Raw genomic sequence first — 20286 nt, forward strand, 5'->3', positions numbered from 1 at the left:
TCGAATGATGTGGACATGTCGCCGACTGATCAACTCCCCATGGCCTTCGACCGGAAGTTCCGGCCGTGGCGATACCAGCTGAGTCATTCGGAGCTCAGCCTCCGCAGCTTCGGTCCCGCCTCGGCCGACGATTTCATCCAGATCACCTTCTACGGAGTGCTGGGGCTGAAGCTGAAGACGGTGTACCCGCGGTTGGAGATCGCCCATGCGTACGGCGACCAGGTGCGGGAGATCCTCGAGGTGGCGGGGCTCGACGTGGAACGCGCACCGGAGATCGTCGCGTTGGTGCTCAGGTCGAGCGGATCAGATGGGCTGGTGGGTTGTATGAGCTACACCGTCCGGTCGCACCCACGGGCCTTGTCGGACGACGCGTACGTCACTTCAGAGCAGGAGTGGACTGTCCTCGCCCGAGGGTGAGGCGAGTGAACCGGCCGGGTCCCGTGCCCGTCGGCCGAGCATTTCGCCGGAAAGGGTTCCCCACCGACCTGCTCATGCCGGCTGCCCTACGTGAATGCCGAGAGGACCTCTGTGGACATCGAAGCCCTGATGACCAGGCTCGCGCGAGCTGGTGTCACGACGCTCGTCAAAGCCGATGACGAACGGATGGCCGAACAGGGTGAGACCTGGACCGTGCTCCTGTCCGGCGTGGGACTGGGCGATCAGGGCGGAATCCGTGCCGAGTTGGCTGACTTGGGTTCGGGTCTGACGGAGGTCCTCGAACGGCTGGCGGCACGGCCCGGGGACTGGTCCTGGCTCGGTGAATTCCGGGCCTAGGCGTTCTGCGCGAGCGGGTGCGGATACCTGCTGGCACGGGGGTCGAATGAGGTGTTCTTCCTCCTCGAGGACGGTCGACCAGTTCCTGGAGATCGTGAACAAGGGTGTGCTCTGGTGACGGATCGAGTCGTGCCGGGCACCGCCGGCGAGCTGTCCGCCGTCCTGCTCGACGGGATCGTGGTTTCTCTCGCCTCGCCCGCACACTCGCCGCGGTGCTCCGCGTCGGTGCCGACGCGGTCGATGTGAGGATGGCGGTGGGCCACCTGGCGAGAGGTGGATTTCGCAGTGGCGCTGCCGGACTTCTCGGCGGCGCTGCTGGTCACGACCGACGGCTATGCGCAGCTCGGCGGCTCCCCGGCTTTCGTCCGGGGAGCGGTCAACGGCGGTGTCGACGATGCCCGGACCCGTTTCGGGCGCTACGCGAAGAAGGTCGGCGGTGTGCCCCTGACGATCGCGGCCCGGTACCCGCCGCTGCCGTAGACGGCCGAGGTGTCCGCGAGTTCTTGGGTGAGCTTCGGAGAACTGCGCGTCCTGGGCTTACGACTCCGCCGGTTTCGTCCACGCCACCTGGACCAGCCCAGTCCCATGCCGCCGCGACACCAGCGTTCCCCGGCCCGGCGGTTGCTGTGACGGCTTCACGTCCGCCAGCAACGCCCCTTCGTCCTTCGTCCCCGACATGATCAACCCCGGCGAGCCCAGCTCCCGCAGCCGCTGCAGGACCGGCTCGAACAACGCCCGGCCGGCGCCTCCGGAGCCGCGGACGATGATCACGTGGAGGCCGATGTCCCGGGCCTGCGGGAGGAACTCCAGCAACGGCTGCAACGGGTTGCGTCCCACCGTTGCCACCAGCTCGTAGTCGTCCACCAGGACGAACAGCTCCGGACCGCGCCACCACGACCGGTTGCGCAGCTGCTCCGGCGTCACCGATGGGCCCGGCAGGCGGTTGCGCATCGCCTGCGCGCACTCCGCGATCAAGTCCGTGAGCTTGCCCTCGGCGCCCGCGTACCCCAGCAAGTGCGGCTCCGGGACCGCGCCGAGCAGACCGCGCCGGTAGTCCGCCACGATGATCGCTGCTTCCTCCGGGGTGTAAGCCGACGTGATGCCCGAAGCGATGGCCCGCAGCAGCGAACTCTTGCCCGACTCCACATCGCCGAAGGCCACGAAGTGCGGGTCCGCCGCGAAGTCCAGGTACACCGGGCGCAACGTCGATTCCGCGATGCCCAACGTGACTTGCCGCGAGGGAGCAGCAGGCAGCGTGTCCAGCGGTACCTCCGGCGGCAGGAGGCGGACCTGCGGGGCGCGCGGGCCCTTCCACGCCTCCGAAATGCGGCGCACCAGGTCGACGCCGCCCGTTCCCACCGTTTCCGGGCGCTGGTCGCTGTCGATGCGGGGGAGCGCCGCCAGGAAGTGGAGTTTCTCCGCCGTGATGCCGCGGCCCGGGCGGTCGGCCGGGACGTTGGCCGCCACCTTGCGGTCGATCGACGAGTCCATCGGGTCGCCCAGGCGGAGCTCGAAACGCGTGCCGATCGCGTCGCGCAGCTGGGCGCGGACGCCGATCCACTGGTTGAGGGAGACGATCACGTGGATGCCGAAACCGAGGCCGCGCGCCGCCAGGCCGGTGATCTGCTCCTCCAGCTGCTCGTACTCCTGGCGGATGGTCGTCCAGTTGTCCACCAGGAGGAACACGTCGCCGAATTCGCGGTCGTCCGTGCTTTCGGTGAACTCCGCGCGGCGGGCGCGGAACGCCGCCATCGACTCGATCCCCTGCGCGGCGAAGAACTCCTCGCGCTGCTCCAGCAACGTCGTCAGCTCGGCGACGACCCGGCGGCAGCGCTGCGCGTCACGCCGGGTCGCATACCCCGACACGTGCGGCAGCCCGGCGATCGGTGCCAGCGCGCCACCGCCCATGTCCAGCACGAACAGCTGGACCTCGGCCGGCGTGTGGGTCAGCGCCAGCATGCCCGCGATGTCCTTCATGAGCGTCGACTTCCCGCTCTGCGGCGCGCCGACGATCAGCGCGTGCCCGGCCGCGCCGGAGAAGTCGGCCCACAGCAGGTCGCGGCGCTGCTCGAACGGCTTGTCCACCAGCGCCACCGGGATCGTGAGCTTCCCGTTGCCACCCCAGCCGAGCGGGCACAGGCCGCGGGCCGCGTCCTCGCCGAGCGGCGGCAGCAGCTGGTCCAGGGTCGGCGGTTCGGTCAGCGGCGGCAGCCAGATCTGGTGCGCGGCCGGCCCGCGGCCCTCCAGGCGCGCCAGCATCGCCCCGATGATCGTCTCGCCGGTACCCTCCTCCGACGACGCCGGCGAGACCTCCGTCGTCACCGGGATTTCCACCGGGGCCAGGGAAAACGGCAGTACGCCCAGTTCCTGGCCGTCCTCGCGCACGACGGTGCTCCGCGGCGGAAGCTCTCCGGAGACGTAGGCGGCCTTGAGCCGGATCAGGGTCTCGGTGTCGGACTTCAGGTACGCCGAGCCCGGCACCGGCGGCAGGTGGTAGGCGTCGGCGACCCCCAGCACCGCGCGGCTTTCCGCCGCGGAGAACGTCCGCAGCCCGATCCGGTACGACAGGTGCGAGTCGAGGCCGCGCAGCCGGCCCTCTTCCAGCCGCTGCGAGGCCAGCAGCAAATGAATACCCAGCGAGCGCCCGAGCCTGCCGATCGCGACGAACAGGTCGATGAACTCCGGGCGGGAGGACAGCAGCTCGCTGAACTCGTCGATGATCACCAGCAGCGACGGCAGCGGGTCCAGCGGCGCGCCGTCCGCGCGGGCCTTCTCGTAGTCCCGCACCGACGCGTAGTTCCCGGCCGCGTGCAGCAGTTCCTGCCGCCGCAGCAGTTCGCCGTTGAGCGCGTCGGCCATGCGGTCGACCAGCGCGAGGTCGTCGGAGAGGTTGGTGATGACGGCGCACGTGTGCGGCAGCCCGGTCATCCCGGCGAAGGTCGCGCCGCCCTTGAAGTCGATGAGCGCCAGGTTGAGCGTCTCCGAGCTGTGCATCACGGCCAGCGCCGTCACCAGCGTCCGCAGCAGTTCGCTCTTACCGGACCCGGTCGCACCGATGACGAGGCCGTGCGGGCCCATCCCGCCTTCGGCCGACTCCTTGAGGTCCAGCTCGACCGGACGGCCTTCGGGGTTGACGCCCAGCGGGATCCGCAGCCGGTCGCGCGCCGCCCGCGGGGCCCAGGTGACGGCGGTGTCGGTGTCGCGCGGGTCGCCGATGCCGAGCAGCCCGGCCAGCCCGAACGTCGTGGACATCGGTTTCTCGCCGACGACCGCGGCCGGCGTGTGCAGCGGCGTCAGCATCCTGGCCAGCGCCTCCGCGGCGCCGCGGTCGAGGACGTCCGGGCGGCCGAGGAAGCCGAGCCGCTGCTCGCCGCCTTCGCCGACGACCATGCCGAGTGACCCCGGTGCGGTGTGCAGGCTCAGCAGCTTCTCGGTCGAGGACGCCCGCGGGTGCTCCTGCCCCACCTCGAGCACCGTGACGCCGAGCCTGCCGTCCTCGCCGATCAGCCGGGGCTCGCCCTGCGCGGTGCCGCCGTCGACGACGACCACGAGGTGGGGCAGGTCGAGCCCGGCGGCCGCGCCCCGGCTGAACGCGGGACGTTCGCCCAGGTCGGCGCCCAGGAGCCCGGCCAGCCCGGCCGCGGTGTCGGCGGCCAGGCGCCGGGAGCCGACGGCGTCGGCCGCGCCGGCCGCCGTCGCGTGCGGCAGCCACTTCGCCCATTCCCAGTCGTGCTGCCGGTCCGGCGAGACGCAGACCGCGACCCGCAGCTCCGCGGGGGAGTGGAAGGTGACGAGCTGGCACACCAGCGCCCGCACCAGGCCGAGCACGTCGGGCCGCCGCCCGGCCACGGTGACCGCGGCGAACGACCGCAGCGACAGCGCGACCGGCAGGCCGTCCACCGTCGAGTAGGTGCGGATGAAGTGCTTGAGGCTGGTGGAGGACACCGGGTCCAGGTCTTCCAGCGGCACGGTCTGCGGTGCCTTCAACGGCGTCGCGAGCCGCTGCGGCCCGGTGCCCGCGCGCACCTGCGCGAACTGGGGGTCGCCGCGCCGCCGGTCCCACAGCTTCCCGGTTTCGACGTAGGCCCACAGGTCGGCCGGGTCGGGCTGGACGGCGATCATGGCCGCGCGCTGGCCGTCGGCGATGTCGCGGACCTGGGCGCGCAGCCCGGAGAGGTAGCGCTGGTAGTCCCGGCGCTCGTCGTTGATCTGCGCCTTCTTCGCCATTCCGCCGCGGCCCAGCGACATCACGACCATGCCGCCCATGGCGCAGACGAACAACGCACCGAAGATCCAGGTCATCACGCCGCCGTCGCGTCCGATGTAGACGAACGACATCGCGCCCATGCCGAGCATCATCGGCAGGAACATCATCAGCTGCACCATGCCGCCGGACGAGCTCTTCGGGAGCATCGGCGGGGACTGCAGCACGATTTCGCTCGGTCGGTCGGGCGGCAGGCTCATCTGAACAGGTTGCTCCAGTCCGGGGGCGGTCTGACCGGTATTTTGGCCACTCGCCGCCCCGTCGCGGTGGGTACTTTTGCCGTCCGCCCGCTTCCGGGGCCGAACTTACGCTCAGCCGAGCAAGCCACCCGGAAGGAGACCCATGGCCGGCGAGTACCGGGCTGAGCCCGAGGCGATGCGCTCCGCCGTGGGCAACGTCGGGGGCATCATCGCCCACGGCATCAACGCCGTGGCCGACCTCGAGCGGCTCGTCGTGCAGCCGATGTCGTTCGCGACGTTCGGCAGCGCGGTCGCCGCCGCGAACGCGGCCCTGCACTCCGGCCAGATCACCGCCGTCCGCACCCTGCTGCAGCTGCTGCAGCAGGTCAACGGGCTCGTCAAGGCCAGCGCCGACGCCTACCAGGCGGCCGACCAGGACGTCGCCTCCGGCTACGGCGGCGGGCACGCGCCGGCGGGCGGCGCGTCCTCGATCTGGGGCAGTTCCCACGCTTCCGAGCTCGCGACCCTGGCCATCAACGACAGCGCGGGCGCCCACGGCGAGCCGTCGTCGGTCGGGAACGTGCTGCGCTACCTGGGGGACGCGCGGCTCGGCCGGCTCGGCGACCACCCGATCACCGACACGCGCTTCCACGGTGTCGCCGACTTCAACGACTGGCTGGCCGGCGACGCCGACAACCAGGCGCGGGTCGGGCTGATCGAGGTCTACGCGGGCACCGCGCGCACGTTCTCCGACGTGCCCGGCGGGGTGCACAGCGGCGATGTCGTGGTCGTGGAGCCGCTGCTGTTCTCCGACCGCCATCCGGTCATCGGCGTCGCCGGCGACGGCGGCCGCCTCTACAACCACGGGCTGCTCGACGCCCGCACCGGTGGGCTGGCCAGGGTCAGCGTCTACCGGCCCGCCTCCGTCGTCTGATCGTCCGCCCCTCGAACTTGATGTGAGGATCGATGCTGACTTTCCCGAACTCCAGCGCGATGGACGCGACCGCGTCTTCGGGCGGGCCGATCACCATCCTGCCGCAGATCGTCACCGGTCAGCCCGAGCAGATCGCGAAGCACGTGGTGGACCTGGTCCGCAAGGCCGAGCAGTTCCTCAGCATGTACAACGAGCTGACCAAGGCCGCCGACCAGCTCGGCAAGATCTGGTCGGGGGCGGCGAGCGAGTCGGCGCTGAAGAAGATCAACGACTCCCTCGGCCAGCTGACGAAGATCATCGACGTCGTCCAGAAGGGTGCCGAGCTCCTCGGTGTCTCCGGCACCCTGATCAAGACCGCGCAGGAGGCCTACCGCGCGGTCGTCTCCGCGGTGAACCCCACGGTCGCCGCGCTGATGTCGAACTGGTGGACCTACGGGGCCGCGGTCGCTTTGTCGACCGCGACGAGCGCGTCGCTGCGGGCGTTCATCACCGCGATCGGCGCGCTGCTCAAGGCGCTCGGCGCGGTGGACCTCGCCCAGCAGGTCACCACGCTCGCACAGGTCATCGGCGAGATCGAGAAGCTCTTCCACCACGGTTCCGGCAGTTCGGGCGCGACGACGCCGTCGATCGGGAGCACCCCGGTCACGGCGCCGCAGACCCCGCCGCCGGTGGCGAGCCCGTCGGGGCAGCAGGCGGTGGCGGGCGGGAGCGGCGGGGGGATCCCGCAGCAGCCTTCGTTCACCGACTACACCCCGCCCGCGCTCGCCACCGGCGGCGGTTCCAGCGGCACGGCAGCGACCGGGACGGCGAACCCGGCGAACAGCTGGATCCCCGTCGACCACCCGGTGACGCCGCCTTCGGTGCCCGCACCCGCACCCGCGCCTTCGGTGCCCGCCCCGGCGGCCGGGCACGCCGACGAGGTCGTCATCCACACCAACCTCACCACCGGTGAGTCCACTGTGGAGGCTCCGGGCGGCCGGGACTTCGACCTCGACATCGATCTGGACTACAACGGCAAGCACTTCAGCCAGCACGTCGGCTTCGACGCGGCCGGGAACTAGCCGATGGCGGGCTCGGGGGTCGTCGACGCGTCGGGGGTGGTCAGCTCCGTGCTGGCCGGGTACCGGCGCGTGCTCGTCGAATGCCGCCGGCGCGTCACCGGGGATCCCGGGGCGCTGAGCGCCGCCTCGCAGCGCGTCGCCGTCCGGGCGTCGGCGGTTTCGGGCCGGGCGCGCGAAATCGACGAGTCCGCGAAGACCCTGCACGCGGACTGGGACGGCGACGCCTACACCGCGTTCGCGACGGCCGCGGGCGAACTCGGCCGGGAACTCGCCGAGACCGCCGCGAAGCTCGACGACCAAGCGAACCGGCTCGCCACCGCGGCGAGGCTCGTGCAGTCCGCGGAGGCCGCCGTCGCCTCGGTGCTCGCGCAGTTCGACTCCTACGCCGCGCAGCTGACCGCCCAGGCCCGTGCGGTGAACTCCGCGTCGGTCGGCGCGTTCATCCAGGCCGCGCGGCAGCTCGGCGAGCAGAGCGTCGAAGCGGCCCGCCAGGTCGTCGACGAGTTTTCCGACGCCCTCGCCGAGCTGTTCCCGCCCGAAGGTGTCGGACGGCTCGAGCACGAGCTGGGCAAGTGGGCGCGCGGGCCGCTGCACTGGCTCAACGGCGAACCGCTGGACGGCCGGAAGCGGCCGCGGACCGTGCCGTCGTGGTTCGGCAACTCCGGCTGGAAGAAGCTGACCTGGGACGGCCTCGAAGGCACCCGCGCGCCGAAGAAGGCCGACACGCCGTTCGGGCAGCCGGAAGCGTCGGGTCTGAAGGAGAAGATCGGCCGCAACACCGAGATCACCTACTACAAGTTCCAGCACGAGCAGGACGGCTTTTCCCCCGGCTACGACGGGAAGATCACGTCGAAGGGCTGGGACGCCTCCGCGTCCGGGCACGCGGAACTCGCGGCGCTGCACGGCGAGGCCGAAGCCAAGAAGGCGTGGGGCGTCGCCGAAGCCCACGCCAAGGGCACGGTGTTCGCCGGCGGCGAGGTGAGCGCGTCCGGCACGATCGGCGCGCACGGCGTCGGCGCGCACGCCAACGCCTTCGTCGGCGGGAAGGTCGAGGGCGAGGTCGCCGCGGACGTCGCGGGCATCGGCGTCGGCGCGAACGGCACGCTGCAGTACGGCCTCGGCGCGCAGCTCGACGCCCAGGCCGTGTACGACGCGGGGCACCTCAAGGTGAACTTCAAGGCGGGCGCGGCGCTCGGCCTGGGCCTCGGGGTCGGCGCGAAGATCGACATCGACCTGCCGAAGCTCGGCCACACGATCGGCGAATACGGCGGCGCGGCGGCCGACGCCGTCAGCCACGCGGCCGGCGACGCGGCCGACGCCGTCGGTGCCGCTTGGGACGACGCCGTCGCGTACGTGGGGCTGTGATGAAGCTTCCCCTCGACTTCGTCATCCCGGACGGCTGGACCGCCGTCGACCCGGGCGACTCGGGCGCGGTGTTCGTCGCCGTGCACCCGGTGGCGGGCGAGGAGTTCACGCCGAACATCACGGTGAGCGTGCAGCAGCGGCCCGACGACACCCCGATGGCCGCGATCGCCGCCGAAGCCGTCGAACGCCTCGCCCGCACGCTGGCCGGGCTCGACGTGCTCAGCCGCCGCGACGTCGGCGACCCGGCCGTCCCCGGCGTCATGCAGCTCCTGTGCCTGCGCACCGGCGAAGGCACCGAGCTGATCCAGACCCAGGTGCACCTGACGGTCCCCGGCCCCGCCCCGGAAGACCGCCTGGTGCTCGAGCTCGCCTGCACGGCCGCACCCGCGACCGCCCGGCGGCTCTCACCCGGTTTCCAGCGGTTCGTGGCCGGCGTCCACGTCCGCCAGCACGAAGGGACACCACAGTGACCGATCCGTACGCGGTGCCGGACATGGACGAGCTGCTCGCGCAGGTGCGCAAGCAGACCGAAGAGGTCCAGCGGGTCCAGCGCACGGTCGAGGCGATGGAGGTCAAGGCGCACTCGCGGCAGAACGAGGTCACCGTCACCCTCCGCGGCGACGGCCGGTTCACCTCGATCGACATCGACCCCCGCGCGATCCGCGAGTACGACGCCCGCAACCTCTCGGAGATCGTCCTCGAAGCGGTGAACGCCGGGCTGCAGAAACTCGCCGAGGCGTCGAGCGCCAAGTTCGCGCCGGTGATCGCGGCCGCGAAGAACGTCTGATGACCGCCGACGTACTTTTTCCCGCGGAGGCGGCATGAGCACGGCGTCTTTGACGGGCACCACCCGGCGGGTCACCGTGGTGACGCCACGGGCCCGCGTCGACGTCGCCCTGCCGCAGCAGTCGACGTTCGCCGAGCTGGTGCCACAGCTGGTCCGGCTGGCCGGAGCAGCCGGGCAGGCGTCGGCCGAGCACCCGGGCTGGGTCCTCTCGAGGCTGGGCGGCGCACCGCTCGCCCTGGGCCTCAGCGTCGCGGCGGCGCAGATCCGCGACGGCGAAGTGCTGCACCTGACCCCGCGGGAGCGCCCGCGGGGTCCGCTGCTGTTCGACGACGTCGTCGACTCGATCGCGAGTGTCGCCGACGCCGACGGCGGCTGGGGCCCGTCGGTGGCGCGGCGGTCCGGCCTGGTCGCGGCGGTGGTCCTGCTGCTGGCGGGCGGTCTGCTGGTGCAGGCGGCGGCGTCGGGGAGCGTCCTGGCGCCGATCGGGACCGGGCTCTTGGCGCTGGTGCTGCTGCTCGGCGGCGGGGCGTTGAGCCGCGCTTACGGCGACGCCGAGGCGGGCGCGGCGGGGTCGCTGGCCGGCGTCGGGGTGGCCATGCTGGCGGGGATGTCGGTGCTGCCACCGCATCCGCTGTTCTCCCTGTCGGCGGGCCCGCTGGCGGCGGGTTTCGCGGCCGTGACGGTGTACGGCGTGCTGGCGGCGGTCTCGGTGGCCGATCGCCTGCCGTGGTTCGTGGCGATCACGGGCGCGGCGGCCTTCGGCGCGGTGACGTCCGGGATCGTGCTCCTGGCGGGCGTGTCCCCGCTGTCGGCGGCGGCGGTGGTCGCGGTGCTGAGCACGGCGCTGGCGGCGGTGGCCCCGATGCTGGCGTTGCGCTTGGCCCGGTTGCCGCTGCCGCGCGTGCCGGACGACATGGAGGCGTTCCGCGCGGACGAGCAGCCGTCGCTGGGGACGGAGATGATCGGCCGGACGTCCCACGCGCAGGCGGTGCTGACGGGGTTGCTGGTGGCCCTGGGTCTGGTGGTGCTGGCGGCGTCCGTCGTGCTTTCCTCGGGCGGGTCGTGGGAGGCGGGGCTGGCCGTTTTGCTGGGGCTGGCTTGGATCCTGCGGTCACGGTCGTACGCGGGCCGGGCGCAGCGGTTGGTGCTGATCGGCTTCGGCGTGCCGGCGCTGGTGTGCGCGGGGGCGTGGCTGGTGGCTTCGGGCGACCGGACGGCGGTGTTCGCGGCCGGGTGCGCGGTGGTGCTGGCGGCGGTGGTGTGCCTCGTGTACGCGACCCGGGTGGCGCGCGGGCTGCGTTCGCCGTACTGGTCGCGGCTTTTGGACGTGTCGGAGTTCCTGGTGCTGCTGTCGCTGGTGCCGGTGGTGGGGATGATCGCGGGGGTGTACGAAGCCGTCCGCGGCTGAGTTGTTCCGGTACGTGAATGGCTCATCGTGAAACTCCGTGAAATATCGGCAGTCGATTCATTCGATCACCGGTTGCCTTGACCGTGCCGCACGGACGCTGTTAATAATGTTTTTGGGAGCGCTCCCAGGTTGTTCGCCTCCACCCCCGCAGTCGACACCAGGGAGATGCCATGACACCACGTCCAGACCAGTCCGAGAGCGCGGGTTCGCCGCTCCTGAGCCGGCGGACCGTGCTGGCGGCGAGCGCCGCGCTGCCGGTGCTGGCGGTGGGAACACCGGCTGCGGCAGCCACCGCCGTGGTCGTCGAGCCGTCCAACGTGCAGCAGACGATCCTCGGCTTCGGCGGGATGAACCACACCGTCTGGATCAGCGATCTCACCGCCGCCCAGCGCGAAACGGCCTTCGGCAACGGGACGGGGCAGCTGGGGTTCACCGTGCTGCGCATCCCCGTCCACGAGGACCGCGCCAACTGGAGCCGCGAGGTTGCCACGGCCAGGCGCGCGAGTGAGCTCGGGGCCAAGGTCATCGCCTCGCCGTGGAACCCGCCCGCGTCGATGACCGAAAGTTTCTCCGGCGGCAAGCGGCTGCGGTACAACGCCTACGGTGCCTATGCGCAGCACCTGAACGACTTCACCGCGTTCATGGCGAACAACGGCGTGAACCTGTACGGGATTTCGGTCCAGAACGAGCCGGACTACGCCCAGGAATGGACGGCGTGGACCGCGAGCGAGATCGTCAAGTTCCTGCGCGAGAACGCGGGCGCGATCAGCACCCGGGTCATCGCGCCCGAGTCGTTCCAGTACCGCAAGACCATGTCCGACCCCATCCTCAACGATCCCGCCGCCTTGGCGAACGTCGACATCATCGGCACGCACCTCTACGGCACCCGGTTCGCTGACCTGCCCTATCCGCTCTTCCAGCAGAAGGGTGGCGGTAAAGAGCTGTGGATGACGGAGGTCTACTACCCGAACAGCACCGACTCGGCCGACCTGTGGCCGCAGGCGCTCGACGTGGGTGAGCACGTCCACCGGGCGTTGGTCGATGGGCGGTTCCAGACCTACGTGTGGTGGTACATCCGCCGCTCGTACGGTCCGATGCGCGAGGACGGGCAGATCAGCAAGCGGGGTGCTTGTATGGCGCACTTCGCGAAGTGGGTGCGTCCTGGGTTCTCGCGGATCACCGCGACCGCGAACCCGCAGTCGAACGTTTACGTCTCGGCGTTCAAGAGCGGATCCCGGATTGTCGTTGTCACGATCAACAAGAACACCGCGGCGGTCGATCTCGCGTTCACTGTGCGGGATATCGGGTCCGGGACCGCTCAGACCTGGCTGACGAGCGCGAGTGCAAATCTTGCGCGGTACAACGACGTCACCATTTCGAATGGGGCGTTCAATGCTCAGCTGCCTGCCCGCAGCATCCGGACGTTCGTGGTGAACTGAGTTCGTCAGGAGTCCAGGGCGAGCGGCAGCGTCTTCCGCACCCCGGCACCGTGCCGCCCGTGCAGCGGGACCACCGAGGGCGGCGCGGGAACCGGCGCACCCGGCCGGGCCCCCACCCGGATCGTCACTTCCGCTTTCTCCTTGCCGCCCGCCGTCCGCGTCAGCGTGTACGACGTGGCCGTGAAGGCCGCCCCGGGGACCGCTGTGTCCAGGACCCGCGGTGACCGCGTGGTGAAGCATCTCTGCGTCGAATCGCCCCACACCCAGGACTGCCACCGGTCGGGCGGCCCGGCAGCCGGCCCCTGGACGCCCAGTGCCACCCGCAGTTCCTTCGCCAGCTCTCCGGCTTCCAGCACCGTGCTCTGGTAGCCGGCCTCCGCCAGCACGCCCATCAAGCTCAACGCCGCCGACGCCGTGCTCCGCAGCGCCCCGAGGTCGCCGCCGCCGCGGGCCAGCGCCGCGATCGGGGCGAGGTCCGGCCGGTAGCGCACCGCCAGCCAGCGCACCCGCAGCACCTGGTCACCCCGGGGAACCGCCCACGTCAGCAGCTGCGCCGACGCCAGGGGGATGTCCGCGCGCCGGTACGCCGAGCGCAGGGCTTCGACCAGCGGCTCCGGCGCTCCCGGGCCGGGCGTCAGGCGGATCAGCGCGCTCCAGCCGCCGTCGATCTCCGCGACGCCGAAGCGGTTGCCCGCGCGGTCGACGTGCTGGCGCACCCGCACCGGCCCGGCCACGCGCAGCAGCGGATCCGGGCCTTCGCGGCGGGTGTCGTGGCGGCGCAACCGGAACGCCGTCCACGTCAGCGCCCAGCCCGCCAGGTGCCGCCCGGCGAAGCGCACCGACGTCAGCAGCACGGCCAAGCCCGCTCCGACGCCGACGCCGAGCCGGACCGGCTGCGTGACGCCGTCGACGAGCCACGCGAGCAGCACGGCGATCGCGGCGAGCTCCCACAGCGCCGCCTGCAGCGGCCGGATCGGCAGCAGCCACGGCAGCGGCGTGGACGCGGGCCGCGACGGTGCCGGGCGGACGGCGGTATCGACGGACACGGGCTCCCCTTTCCCCGGCCTCCGACGCTACTGCCTCGCCAGATGGGGCGTGGGCGTAAAAATTACCCTCGCCGCTCCCTGATCCGGTGCCTAGCATCGGCCACTCGGAGGGTCGACGCACACAGCCGGGGGCACAGCAGCGTGTGGACGCAGCGGGACCAGATCCAGGCGTACCAGTTCCTCCGCCGCAGGCTCGTCTCCGCGCTCGTCGCCGCCGACGCCAACCACCCCGTCTCGCCCAGCCGCCGGCTCGTGCTGGGCACGGTGCTGGGCGTCGTGGCCGCCCTGCTGGTCACCGCCGTCTTCGGCATCATCGGCCTGCTGAACCCCTCCGGCGGCAAGGACTGGCTGGCCGGCGGCAAGGTGATCGTCGAGGAGGGCACCGGCGCGCGGTTCGTGCTCGGCGCCGACGGCGTGCTGCACCCGGTGCTCAACTACGCGTCCGCGCGGCTGCTGGCCGGCGGCAACGGCGACGCGACCGTGTCCGTGTCGCCGGAGAACCTCGGCAAGGCGGGCCGCGGCGACCAGATCGGCATCCCCGGCGCGCCCGACTCGCTGCCGACGGCGAACGCCCTCGTGACCGGTGCCTGGACGAGCTGCAGCCGGACCACGCAGGACGCGCCCGCGTCGGCCGAACCGCGCACCGCCGTGCTGCTGGCCCCGCCCGCGTCCGGCGTCGAACTGCCGCGGGACCAGGGCGTGATCGTGCGGCTGCCGCAGGGCGAGCGGTTCCTGCTCGCCGGCGGACGGCGCTACAAACTGAGCGACGAGGCCGCGACCGCGCTGCAGTTCGACAGCTACCCGACGATCGCGGTGGCGTCGCGGTGGCTCGACACCGTCCCGGCCGGCCGGGACCTCACCGCGCTGCCGGTCGGCGGCGCCGGCGACCCGGGGCCCGCCGTGGGCGGCCGCCCCACCCGCGTCGGCGAAGTCCTCGCCGTCGTCGACGCGATGGCCGCGCCCGGCACCGCCACGTCGTACTACCTGGTCCGCTCGGGCGGCCTCGAGCCGGTCGGGCAGACCGAGGCGAGCCTGCTGGTGACGACGGGGGCCAACGCCGCCGCCTACCCCGGCCCGCCCGCCCCGGTGGAGGTCCGCGCGGCCGACGTCGCCGCGGTCGCGAAGGTCGCCGCGCCGCGCACCGGCGGCGCCGACCCGGCCGCGTACCCGGACCGCATTCCCGGCAAGGCGCCGATCACCGGGAACGCCGTGGCGCTGTGCGTTCAGGGCAGCCGGTTGCTCGTTTCGGCCGAATTCCCGCTTCCCGCTGGCGCCAAGGCCATCCAGGTCGCCACCCGGACCGAAGCAAGGGTGGCGGACGAGGTGTTCGTTCCCCCGTCGGGGGGAGCCGTCGTCGTCGAAGCCGGTTCGGTCACCACCTACCTGGTGACCGACACGGGCCGGAAGTACCCGGTGGTGAACGCGCAAGCTTTGGCCTCGCTCGGCTACGGAGGCGTCGCCAAGCCGCCGATCGCAGGTAGTTTGCTGGCATTGGTGCCGACGGGCCCCGCGCTGGACCCGGCCTCGGCCGGACGGCCGGCTCCGTCGGGTGGAACGGGGTGAAAGTCGTGCACATGACAGAAGAGCGTCCGACCGAGGGTGAGCTGGACCAGGGGCGGGTCCGGGTCGCGGTCGTCGAAGACCACCCGCTGTACCGCGTCTCCGTCGAACGCGTGCTGGCCGAGGCCGACTTCGTCGAGCTCGGCGCGGTCGTCGATTCGGTCGCCCGGTTCCACGTGCACCGGCAGCCGCCGGGCAGCGTGGTCCTGCTCGACCTGGGCCTCCCGGGCGTCGCGGGTGCGGCGGCCGTGCTGGAGGTCTGCGAGCTCGGGCACCACGTGCTCGTGGTTTCCGCGCAGGCCGAGCCGGAAGTGGTGCTCGGCGCGATCGCGGCCGGGGCCCGCGGGTTCCTGTCGAAGGACGTCGACGCGGACGAGCTGCTGATCGCGATCAAGACGGTCGCCGGCGGCGGTGCGTACGTCTCGGCGGTGGTCGCCGGGATGATCATGAAGGACAACGCCGACCGGCCCGCCGTGTCGGCCGAAGCCGAGCTGTCCCCGCGTGAGGAACAGGTGCTGCGGCTGGTGGCGGCGGGGGAGCGGGACGTCGACATCGCGCTGATCCTCGGCATCGGCGTCCGCACGGTGCGCGGCTACCTCGACCGGATCCGCGACAAGACGGGCGAACGGCGGCGGCCGGGCCTGGTCAAGGAGGCCATCCGGCGCGGCCTGATCGGCGAGGCCGGCCCCCGGCGCGGCGGCCGCAAATGAGCGAGTCGGCGCGGCGCATCTCCGTGGGCGTGATCGAGGACCACCCGCTTTACCGGTACGCGCTGACCCGCGTGCTGACCGAAGCCCCGGACATCGAGCTCGGCGCGGTCGCCGACTCGGTGGCCCGGTTCGCCGTCCAGGACCAGCCGGCGGGCAGCGTCGTCGTCCTCGACCTCAAGCTGCGCGGGGTCCAGGACGCGGCCGCGGTCCTGGAAGTGGGGCAGATGGGGCACAAGGTGCTGGTGGTCTCGGCGCACGCGGAACAGCCGGAGGTGCTCGGGGCGATGCAGGCGGGCGCCAAGGGCTTCCTGTCCAAGGACGTCGACGGCGACGAGCTGCTGCGCGCGATCCGCACGATCGCCGACGACAACGCGTACGTGTCGCCGACGCTGGCCGGGATGATCATCCAGGACAGCGAAGAGCGGCACGCGGGCCCGAAGATCGTGCTGTCGGAGCGCGAAAAGCAGGTGCTGCGCCTGGTGGCGGCGGGGGAGCGGGACGTGGACGTGGCGGAGATCCTCAACATCAGCGTCCGCACGGTCCGCTCCTACCTGGACCGCATCCGCGACAAGACGGGCGAAAGGCGTCGCGCGGGCTTCGTCCGGGTGGCGATCCGCGAAGGCCTCCTCCGCTAGCCCGACCCGACCCGACCCCGCACTTTCACGTGAAAGTGCGGCTTTGTGGTTCAAAGGCGGCGGTTGGCGAGGGCGCCGGTGGCGGCGCGGGCCTGAGCCGAGATCGCCGGGTCCACGTCGACCAGCAGGGTTGCGGGAGCGGCGCCCGCCTGGGCGACGATCCGGCCGAAGCCGTCGGCCACCAGCGAGTACCCGATCCCCGTCGGCGCCTTCGGGTTCACCGTGACGCCCGTCGCCGCGGGGTCGGCCTGCCCGCACCCCAGCACCCAGCAGCCCGAATCCAGCGCCCGCGCCCGCACCAGGACCTCCCACTGGTCCCGCTTGCCCGCGCCGGCGCCCCACGACGTCGGCAGCAGCACGACGTCGGCGCCGTCGTCGGCCAGGGCGCGGAACAGCTCCGGGAACCGGACGTCGTAGCAGGTCGCCACGCCGTAGACGACGCCGTCCAGTTCGAAGGTCACCGGCGAAGCGCCGGGCGCCACCGTGTCCGACTCGGCGAACCCGAAGGCGTCGTAGAGGTGGATCTTGTCGTAGCCGCGGTGGTGCCCGCCGCCGGTGATCAGGAGCGTGTTGCGGACGCGCCCGTCGTCCGCCGGGGTGAACATCCCGGCGACGACGACCACGTCGTGTTCGGCGGCCACCGAGGCCACGGCCGACGCCCAGGGACCGTCGAGCGGCTCCGCGACCGGCTCCAGCGGCCGTCCGAAGCGGGCCATGGTCGCCTCGGGGAACACGACGATCCGCGCGCCGCCGGCCACCGCGGCCTCCACGCCGGAGCGAAGCAGTTTCAGGTTCGCCTCCGGATCGTCGCCCGAGTTGACCTGGCACAACGCGATTCGCGCCACCGCTGCCTCCTGCATGCTGGGATCGGTCGTCACCGGGGAGTATCGCCGAAAACCCCTTGGGCGTGACCTCGTACCCTGGTGGGCATGCTGAACCGCACCGACCTGCGCGGGCAGGTCCCGACCGCCACCGAACTGCGCGCCACGCTCCCGCGCGCCGAATACGACGTGGACGCGGCGCTGCATCACGTGCGCCCGGTGGTCGAGGCGGTCCGTGACCGCGGTGTCGAAGCCGTCCTCGAGTACACCGAGAAGTTCGACAAGGTCCGCCCGGACGCCGTGCGCGTGCCGCGGGCCGAGCTGACGCGGGCGCTGGAGCAGCTGGACCCGGCCGTGCGCGCCGCGCTGGAGGAGTCGATCACCCGCGCCCGGAAGGTGCACGCCGAGCAGCGCCGCACCGACGTCACGACCACCGTCGTCGAGGGCGGCACGGTCACCGAGAAGTGGGTGCCGGTCGAGCGCGTGGGGCTGTACGCCCCGGGTGGCCTGGCCGTGTACCCCTCGACCGTGGTGATGAACGTCGTCCCGGCGCAGATCGCCGGCGTCGGCTCGCTGGTCGTCTGCTCGCCGCCGCAGGCCGCGTTCGGCGGGCGGCCGCACCCGACGATCCTCGCCGCGGCCGAGCTGCTCGGCGTCGACGAGGTGTGGGCGGCCGGCGGCGCGCAGGCCGTCGCACTGCTGGCCTACGGCGGCACGGACACCAACGGCGCCGAGCTCGCCCCGGTCGACATCGTCACCGGGCCGGGCAACATCTACCTCACCGCGGCCAAGCGGCTCCTGCGCGGCCTGATCGGCATCGACGCCGAGGCCGGGCCCACCGAGATCGCCATCCTCGCCGACGAGACGGCCGACCCGGTCCACGTCGCCGCCGACCTGATCAGCCAGGCCGAACACGACCCCCTCGCCGCGAGCGTGCTGGTGACGACGTCGGCGGAGCTGGCCGACGCCGTCGACAAGGAACTGGTGAACCGCGTCGCCGCGACGAAGCACGCCGAGCGCGTCGCCGAAGCACTGGCCGGCAAGCAGTCGGGCATCATCCTGGTGTCCACGGTGGACGACGGCTTGCGGGTCGTCGACGCCTACGCCGCCGAGCACCTGGAGATCCAGACGGCGGACGCGCGCGCGGTCGCCGCCCGGGTCCGCAACGCGGGCGCGATCTTCGTCGGCGCGTACGCCCCGGTCTCGCTCGGCGACTACTGCGCCGGGTCCAACCACGTGCTGCCCACCGGCGGGTTCGCCCGCCACTCCTCGGGCCTGTCCGTGCAGAGCTTCCTCAAGGGCATCCACGTCGTGGACTACACCGAGGAGGCGCTGCGCGACGTCGCCGGCCGCGTCGTCGCGCTGGCCGACGCCGAGGACCTGCCCGCGCACGGCGAGGCCGTCGCCGCGCGCTTCGGAGGTTCGGTCCGATGACCATCGGCGAAGACGTCACCCTGGACCAGCTGCCGCTGCGGGAGGACTTGCGCGGCAAGTCGCCCTACGGCGCGCCGCAGCTGGACGTCCCGGTCCGGCTCAACACGAACGAGAACCCGTACCCGCCGCCGCCTTCGCTGGTCGCGGACATCGCGGAGGCGGTCCGTCTCGAGGCCGCCGAGCTGCACCGCTATCCGGATCGGGACGCGGTGGCGCTGCGGCAGGACCTGGCCGACTACCTGAGCGTGTCGACGCGGGTGGTGCTGTCGGAGGCGAACGTCTGGGCCGCCAACGGGTCCAACGAGGTGCTGCAGCAGATCCTGCAGGCGTTCGGCGGTCCCGGGCGCAGCGCGCTCGGCTTCGAGCCGTCGTACTCGATGCACCCGATCATCGCGTCGGGCACCCGCACCGAGTGGGTGCCGTCGCCGCGTCGCGACGACTTCACGCTCGACACGGCCGCGGCGGCGTCGATCATCTCGGAACGGCGTCCGGACGTCGTGTTCGTCACCAGCCCGAACAACCCGACCGGCGGCTCGATCCCGCTCGCCGAGCTGCGCGCGCTGCTCGACGCGGCCACCGGGATCGTCGTCGTCGACGAGGCGTACGTGGAGTTTTCTTCGCAGCCGAGCGCGGTCGAGCTGCTGGCGGACTACCCTTCGCGGCTGATCGTCTCCCGCACGATGAGCAAGGCGTTCGCGTTCGCGGGCGGCCGGCTCGGTTACCTGGCGGCGGCGCCGGCGGTGGTCGACGCGTTGCAGCTGGTGCGCCTGCCGTACCACCTTTCGCGCCTGACGCAGGCGGCGGCGCGGGCGGCCCTGCGGCACGCGGACGCCACTTTGGACAGTGTGCACAAGCTGGCCGCGGAACGCGACCGGGTCGTGGAGGCGTTGGCGGGCCTGGGTTACGACCCGGTACCGAGCGACTCGAACTTCGTCCTCTTCGGACGGTTTGCGTCGCCGTCGGCGGCCTGGAAGTCCTATTTGGAGGCCGGAGTGCTGATCCGCGACCCGGGCATCCCCGGTCACCTGCGCGTGAGCATCGGCACCCCGGAAGAGAACGACGCCTTCCTCGAGGCGAGTAAGGAAGTCTCGCGATGACCCGCATCGGCAAGGTCGAACGGACCACCAAGGAGTCCTCGATCTCCGTCCAGCTGGACCTCGACGGCACGGGCGAGGTCGAGATTTCGACCGGCGTGCCGTTCTACGACCACATGCTGACGGCGTTCGGCGTCCACGGTTCGCTGGACCTCAAGGTCGAGGCCACCGGCGACGTCCACATCGACGCCCACCACACGGTGGAGGACACGGCGATCGTGCTGGGCCAGGCGATCCGCCAGGCCCTGGGCGACAAGAGCGGAATCCGCCGCTTCGGCGACGCGTGGATCCCGATGGACGAAACCCTGGCCCACGCGGCGATCGACGTCTCGGGCCGGCCGTACTGCGTGCACGTGGGCGAGCCGGAGCAGTTCAACACGTTCACGATCGGCGGCAATTACCCGTTCGTGCTGACGCGGCACGTGTTCGACTCGCTGGCGTTCCACGCCCAGATCGCGTTGCACGTGAGGGTGATCCACGGCCGCGACCCGCACCACATAGCGGAGGCGGAGTACAAGGCGGTGGCACGGGCGTTGAGGGCGGCGACCGAGCCGGACCCGCGTGCGGGCGGCATCCCGTCGACGAAGGGCGTGCTGTGAGCAACGGAGTCGTCGGAGTTCTGCTGCTCGCCCTCGGTGGGTTCCTGGTGGGCGGCGTGTATTCGACGTGGAAGACGGCGAAGGTCTTCGCCGTGGTGCTGGGCGTCGCGGCCCTGCTCGCCATCGGCGGCGCGATCTTCTGGTTCATGGGCTAGCGCGGAGCGCACCCGCGGTAC

At 71.9% G+C, this 20286-nt stretch carries 21 protein-coding genes; 18 read left to right on the plus strand and 3 right to left on the minus strand.

All coding sequences use genetic code 11. From position 1 onward, the window contains the following. Positions 1-39 precede the first annotated feature (39 nt). The 4 genes from Q5425_RS27075 to Q5425_RS27090 all read left to right on the plus strand — a co-directional run bounded on the left by Q5425_RS27075 (position 40) and on the right by Q5425_RS27090 (position 1254). Positions 40-417 (plus strand): hypothetical protein, encoded by a 378-nt coding sequence (locus Q5425_RS27075; protein ID WP_308675128.1) that lies wholly within the window; start codon positions 40-42, stop codon positions 415-417. 111 nt (positions 418-528) lie between these two features. Next, positions 529-774, plus strand: coding sequence for a hypothetical protein (locus Q5425_RS27080; RefSeq protein ID WP_308675129.1), 246 nt, complete (start codon positions 529-531; stop codon positions 772-774). Positions 775-888: 114 nt separating this feature from the next. After that, positions 889-1020 (plus strand): hypothetical protein, encoded by a 132-nt coding sequence (locus tag Q5425_RS27085; protein WP_308675130.1) that lies wholly within the window; start codon positions 889-891, stop codon positions 1018-1020. A 27-nt stretch (positions 1021-1047) separates the two neighbouring features. Beyond that, a complete protein-coding gene (locus Q5425_RS27090) occupies positions 1048-1254 on the plus strand; it encodes a hypothetical protein (protein WP_308675131.1) in 207 nt (68 codons plus the stop codon). A gap of 57 nt (positions 1255-1311) precedes the next feature. Here Q5425_RS27090 and eccCa read toward each other — a convergent pair whose 3' ends face one another. Beyond that, positions 1312-5238, minus strand: a complete 3927-nt coding sequence (gene eccCa, locus Q5425_RS27095) for a type VII secretion protein EccCa (protein ID WP_308675132.1) — start codon at positions 5236-5238, stop codon at positions 1312-1314. 142 nt (positions 5239-5380) lie between these two features. Between eccCa and Q5425_RS27100 the strand changes: the two genes are divergently transcribed. The 7 genes from Q5425_RS27100 (at position 5381) to Q5425_RS27130 (ending at position 12211) form a co-directional block, all read left to right on the plus strand. Next, positions 5381-6151 carry a WXG100 family type VII secretion target gene (locus Q5425_RS27100; RefSeq protein WP_308675133.1) on the plus strand — a complete coding sequence of 257 codons (771 nt, stop codon included), beginning with the start codon at positions 5381-5383 and terminating at the stop codon, positions 6149-6151. Between the two features lie 32 nt (positions 6152-6183). Beyond that, positions 6184-7212, plus strand: a complete 1029-nt coding sequence (locus Q5425_RS27105) for a hypothetical protein (RefSeq protein ID WP_308675134.1) — start codon at positions 6184-6186, stop codon at positions 7210-7212. 3 nt (positions 7213-7215) lie between these two features. Beyond that, positions 7216-8577, plus strand: a complete 1362-nt coding sequence (locus tag Q5425_RS27110) for a WXG100 family type VII secretion target (protein ID WP_308675135.1) — start codon at positions 7216-7218, stop codon at positions 8575-8577. Then, on the plus strand, positions 8577-9047 hold the full coding sequence (locus tag Q5425_RS27115; protein ID WP_308675136.1) for a hypothetical protein: 471 nt from the start codon (positions 8577-8579) through the stop codon (positions 9045-9047). Before Q5425_RS27110 ends, Q5425_RS27115 begins: the two co-directional genes overlap by 1 nt. Continuing rightward, entirely contained in the window at positions 9044-9364 is a 321-nt protein-coding gene (locus Q5425_RS27120) for a YbaB/EbfC family nucleoid-associated protein (RefSeq protein WP_308675137.1), read from the plus strand. Before Q5425_RS27115 ends, Q5425_RS27120 begins: the two co-directional genes overlap by 4 nt. A 34-nt stretch (positions 9365-9398) precedes the next feature. Then, positions 9399-10772 carry a type VII secretion integral membrane protein EccD gene (gene eccD, locus Q5425_RS27125; RefSeq protein ID WP_308675138.1) on the plus strand — a complete coding sequence of 458 codons (1374 nt, stop codon included), beginning with the start codon at positions 9399-9401 and terminating at the stop codon, positions 10770-10772. 170 nt (positions 10773-10942) lie between these two features. Continuing rightward, positions 10943-12211, plus strand: coding sequence for a glycoside hydrolase family 30 beta sandwich domain-containing protein (locus Q5425_RS27130; protein ID WP_308675139.1), 1269 nt, complete (start codon positions 10943-10945; stop codon positions 12209-12211). A 5-nt stretch (positions 12212-12216) separates the two neighbouring features. Here the strand turns inward: Q5425_RS27130 and Q5425_RS27135 are convergent, their stop codons facing one another. After that, positions 12217-13257, minus strand: coding sequence for a type VII secretion protein EccE (locus tag Q5425_RS27135; RefSeq protein WP_308675140.1), 1041 nt, complete (start codon positions 13255-13257; stop codon positions 12217-12219). A 141-nt stretch (positions 13258-13398) separates the two neighbouring features. Here Q5425_RS27135 and eccB point away from each other — a divergent pair, with 141 nt between their 5' ends. Genes eccB through Q5425_RS27150 form a run of 3 tightly spaced genes read left to right on the plus strand, consistent with a single transcriptional unit; the run spans position 13399 to position 16162 of the window. Continuing rightward, positions 13399-14820: a type VII secretion protein EccB gene (gene eccB / locus Q5425_RS27140; protein ID WP_308675141.1), complete on the plus strand. Its 1422-nt coding sequence runs from the start codon at positions 13399-13401 to the stop codon at positions 14818-14820. A gap of 11 nt (positions 14821-14831) precedes the next feature. Next, entirely contained in the window at positions 14832-15527 is a 696-nt protein-coding gene (locus tag Q5425_RS27145; RefSeq protein ID WP_308675142.1) for a response regulator transcription factor, read from the plus strand. Further along, positions 15524-16162, plus strand: coding sequence for a response regulator transcription factor (locus tag Q5425_RS27150; RefSeq protein WP_103351455.1), 639 nt, complete (start codon positions 15524-15526; stop codon positions 16160-16162). Before Q5425_RS27145 ends, Q5425_RS27150 begins: the two co-directional genes overlap by 4 nt. Before the next feature lie 50 nt (positions 16163-16212). On the opposite strand, the gene Q5425_RS27155 is transcribed toward Q5425_RS27150, so the two are convergent. Next, complete coding sequence (locus Q5425_RS27155; protein WP_308675157.1) at positions 16213-17007, minus strand: carbon-nitrogen hydrolase family protein; 795 nt, start codon at positions 17005-17007, stop codon at positions 16213-16215. Positions 17008-17091: 84 nt separating this feature from the next. Here Q5425_RS27155 and hisD point away from each other — a divergent pair, with 84 nt between their 5' ends. From hisD to Q5425_RS27175, 4 genes are read left to right on the plus strand one after another with little or no spacing between them, the layout of a single operon-like run. Then, positions 17092-18417, plus strand: a complete 1326-nt coding sequence (hisD, locus tag Q5425_RS27160; RefSeq protein WP_308675143.1) for a histidinol dehydrogenase — start codon at positions 17092-17094, stop codon at positions 18415-18417. Further along, a complete protein-coding gene (locus Q5425_RS27165) occupies positions 18414-19514 on the plus strand; it encodes a histidinol-phosphate transaminase (protein WP_308675144.1) in 1101 nt (366 codons plus the stop codon). The genes hisD and Q5425_RS27165 overlap by 4 nt, the downstream gene beginning before the upstream one ends. After that, the gene (hisB, locus tag Q5425_RS27170) at positions 19511-20110 is read left to right on the plus strand and encodes an imidazoleglycerol-phosphate dehydratase HisB (RefSeq protein WP_308675145.1); all 600 of its coding nucleotides are present in this window, start codon (positions 19511-19513) and stop codon (positions 20108-20110) included. The genes Q5425_RS27165 and hisB overlap by 4 nt, the downstream gene beginning before the upstream one ends. Then, positions 20107-20265 (plus strand): hypothetical protein, encoded by a 159-nt coding sequence (locus tag Q5425_RS27175; protein WP_308675146.1) that lies wholly within the window; start codon positions 20107-20109, stop codon positions 20263-20265. The genes hisB and Q5425_RS27175 overlap by 4 nt, the downstream gene beginning before the upstream one ends. Positions 20266-20286 lie beyond the last annotated feature (21 nt).

Source organism: Amycolatopsis sp. A133 (assembly GCF_031082405.1).
In the GTDB taxonomy this organism is placed as follows: domain Bacteria; phylum Actinomycetota; class Actinomycetes; order Mycobacteriales; family Pseudonocardiaceae; genus Amycolatopsis.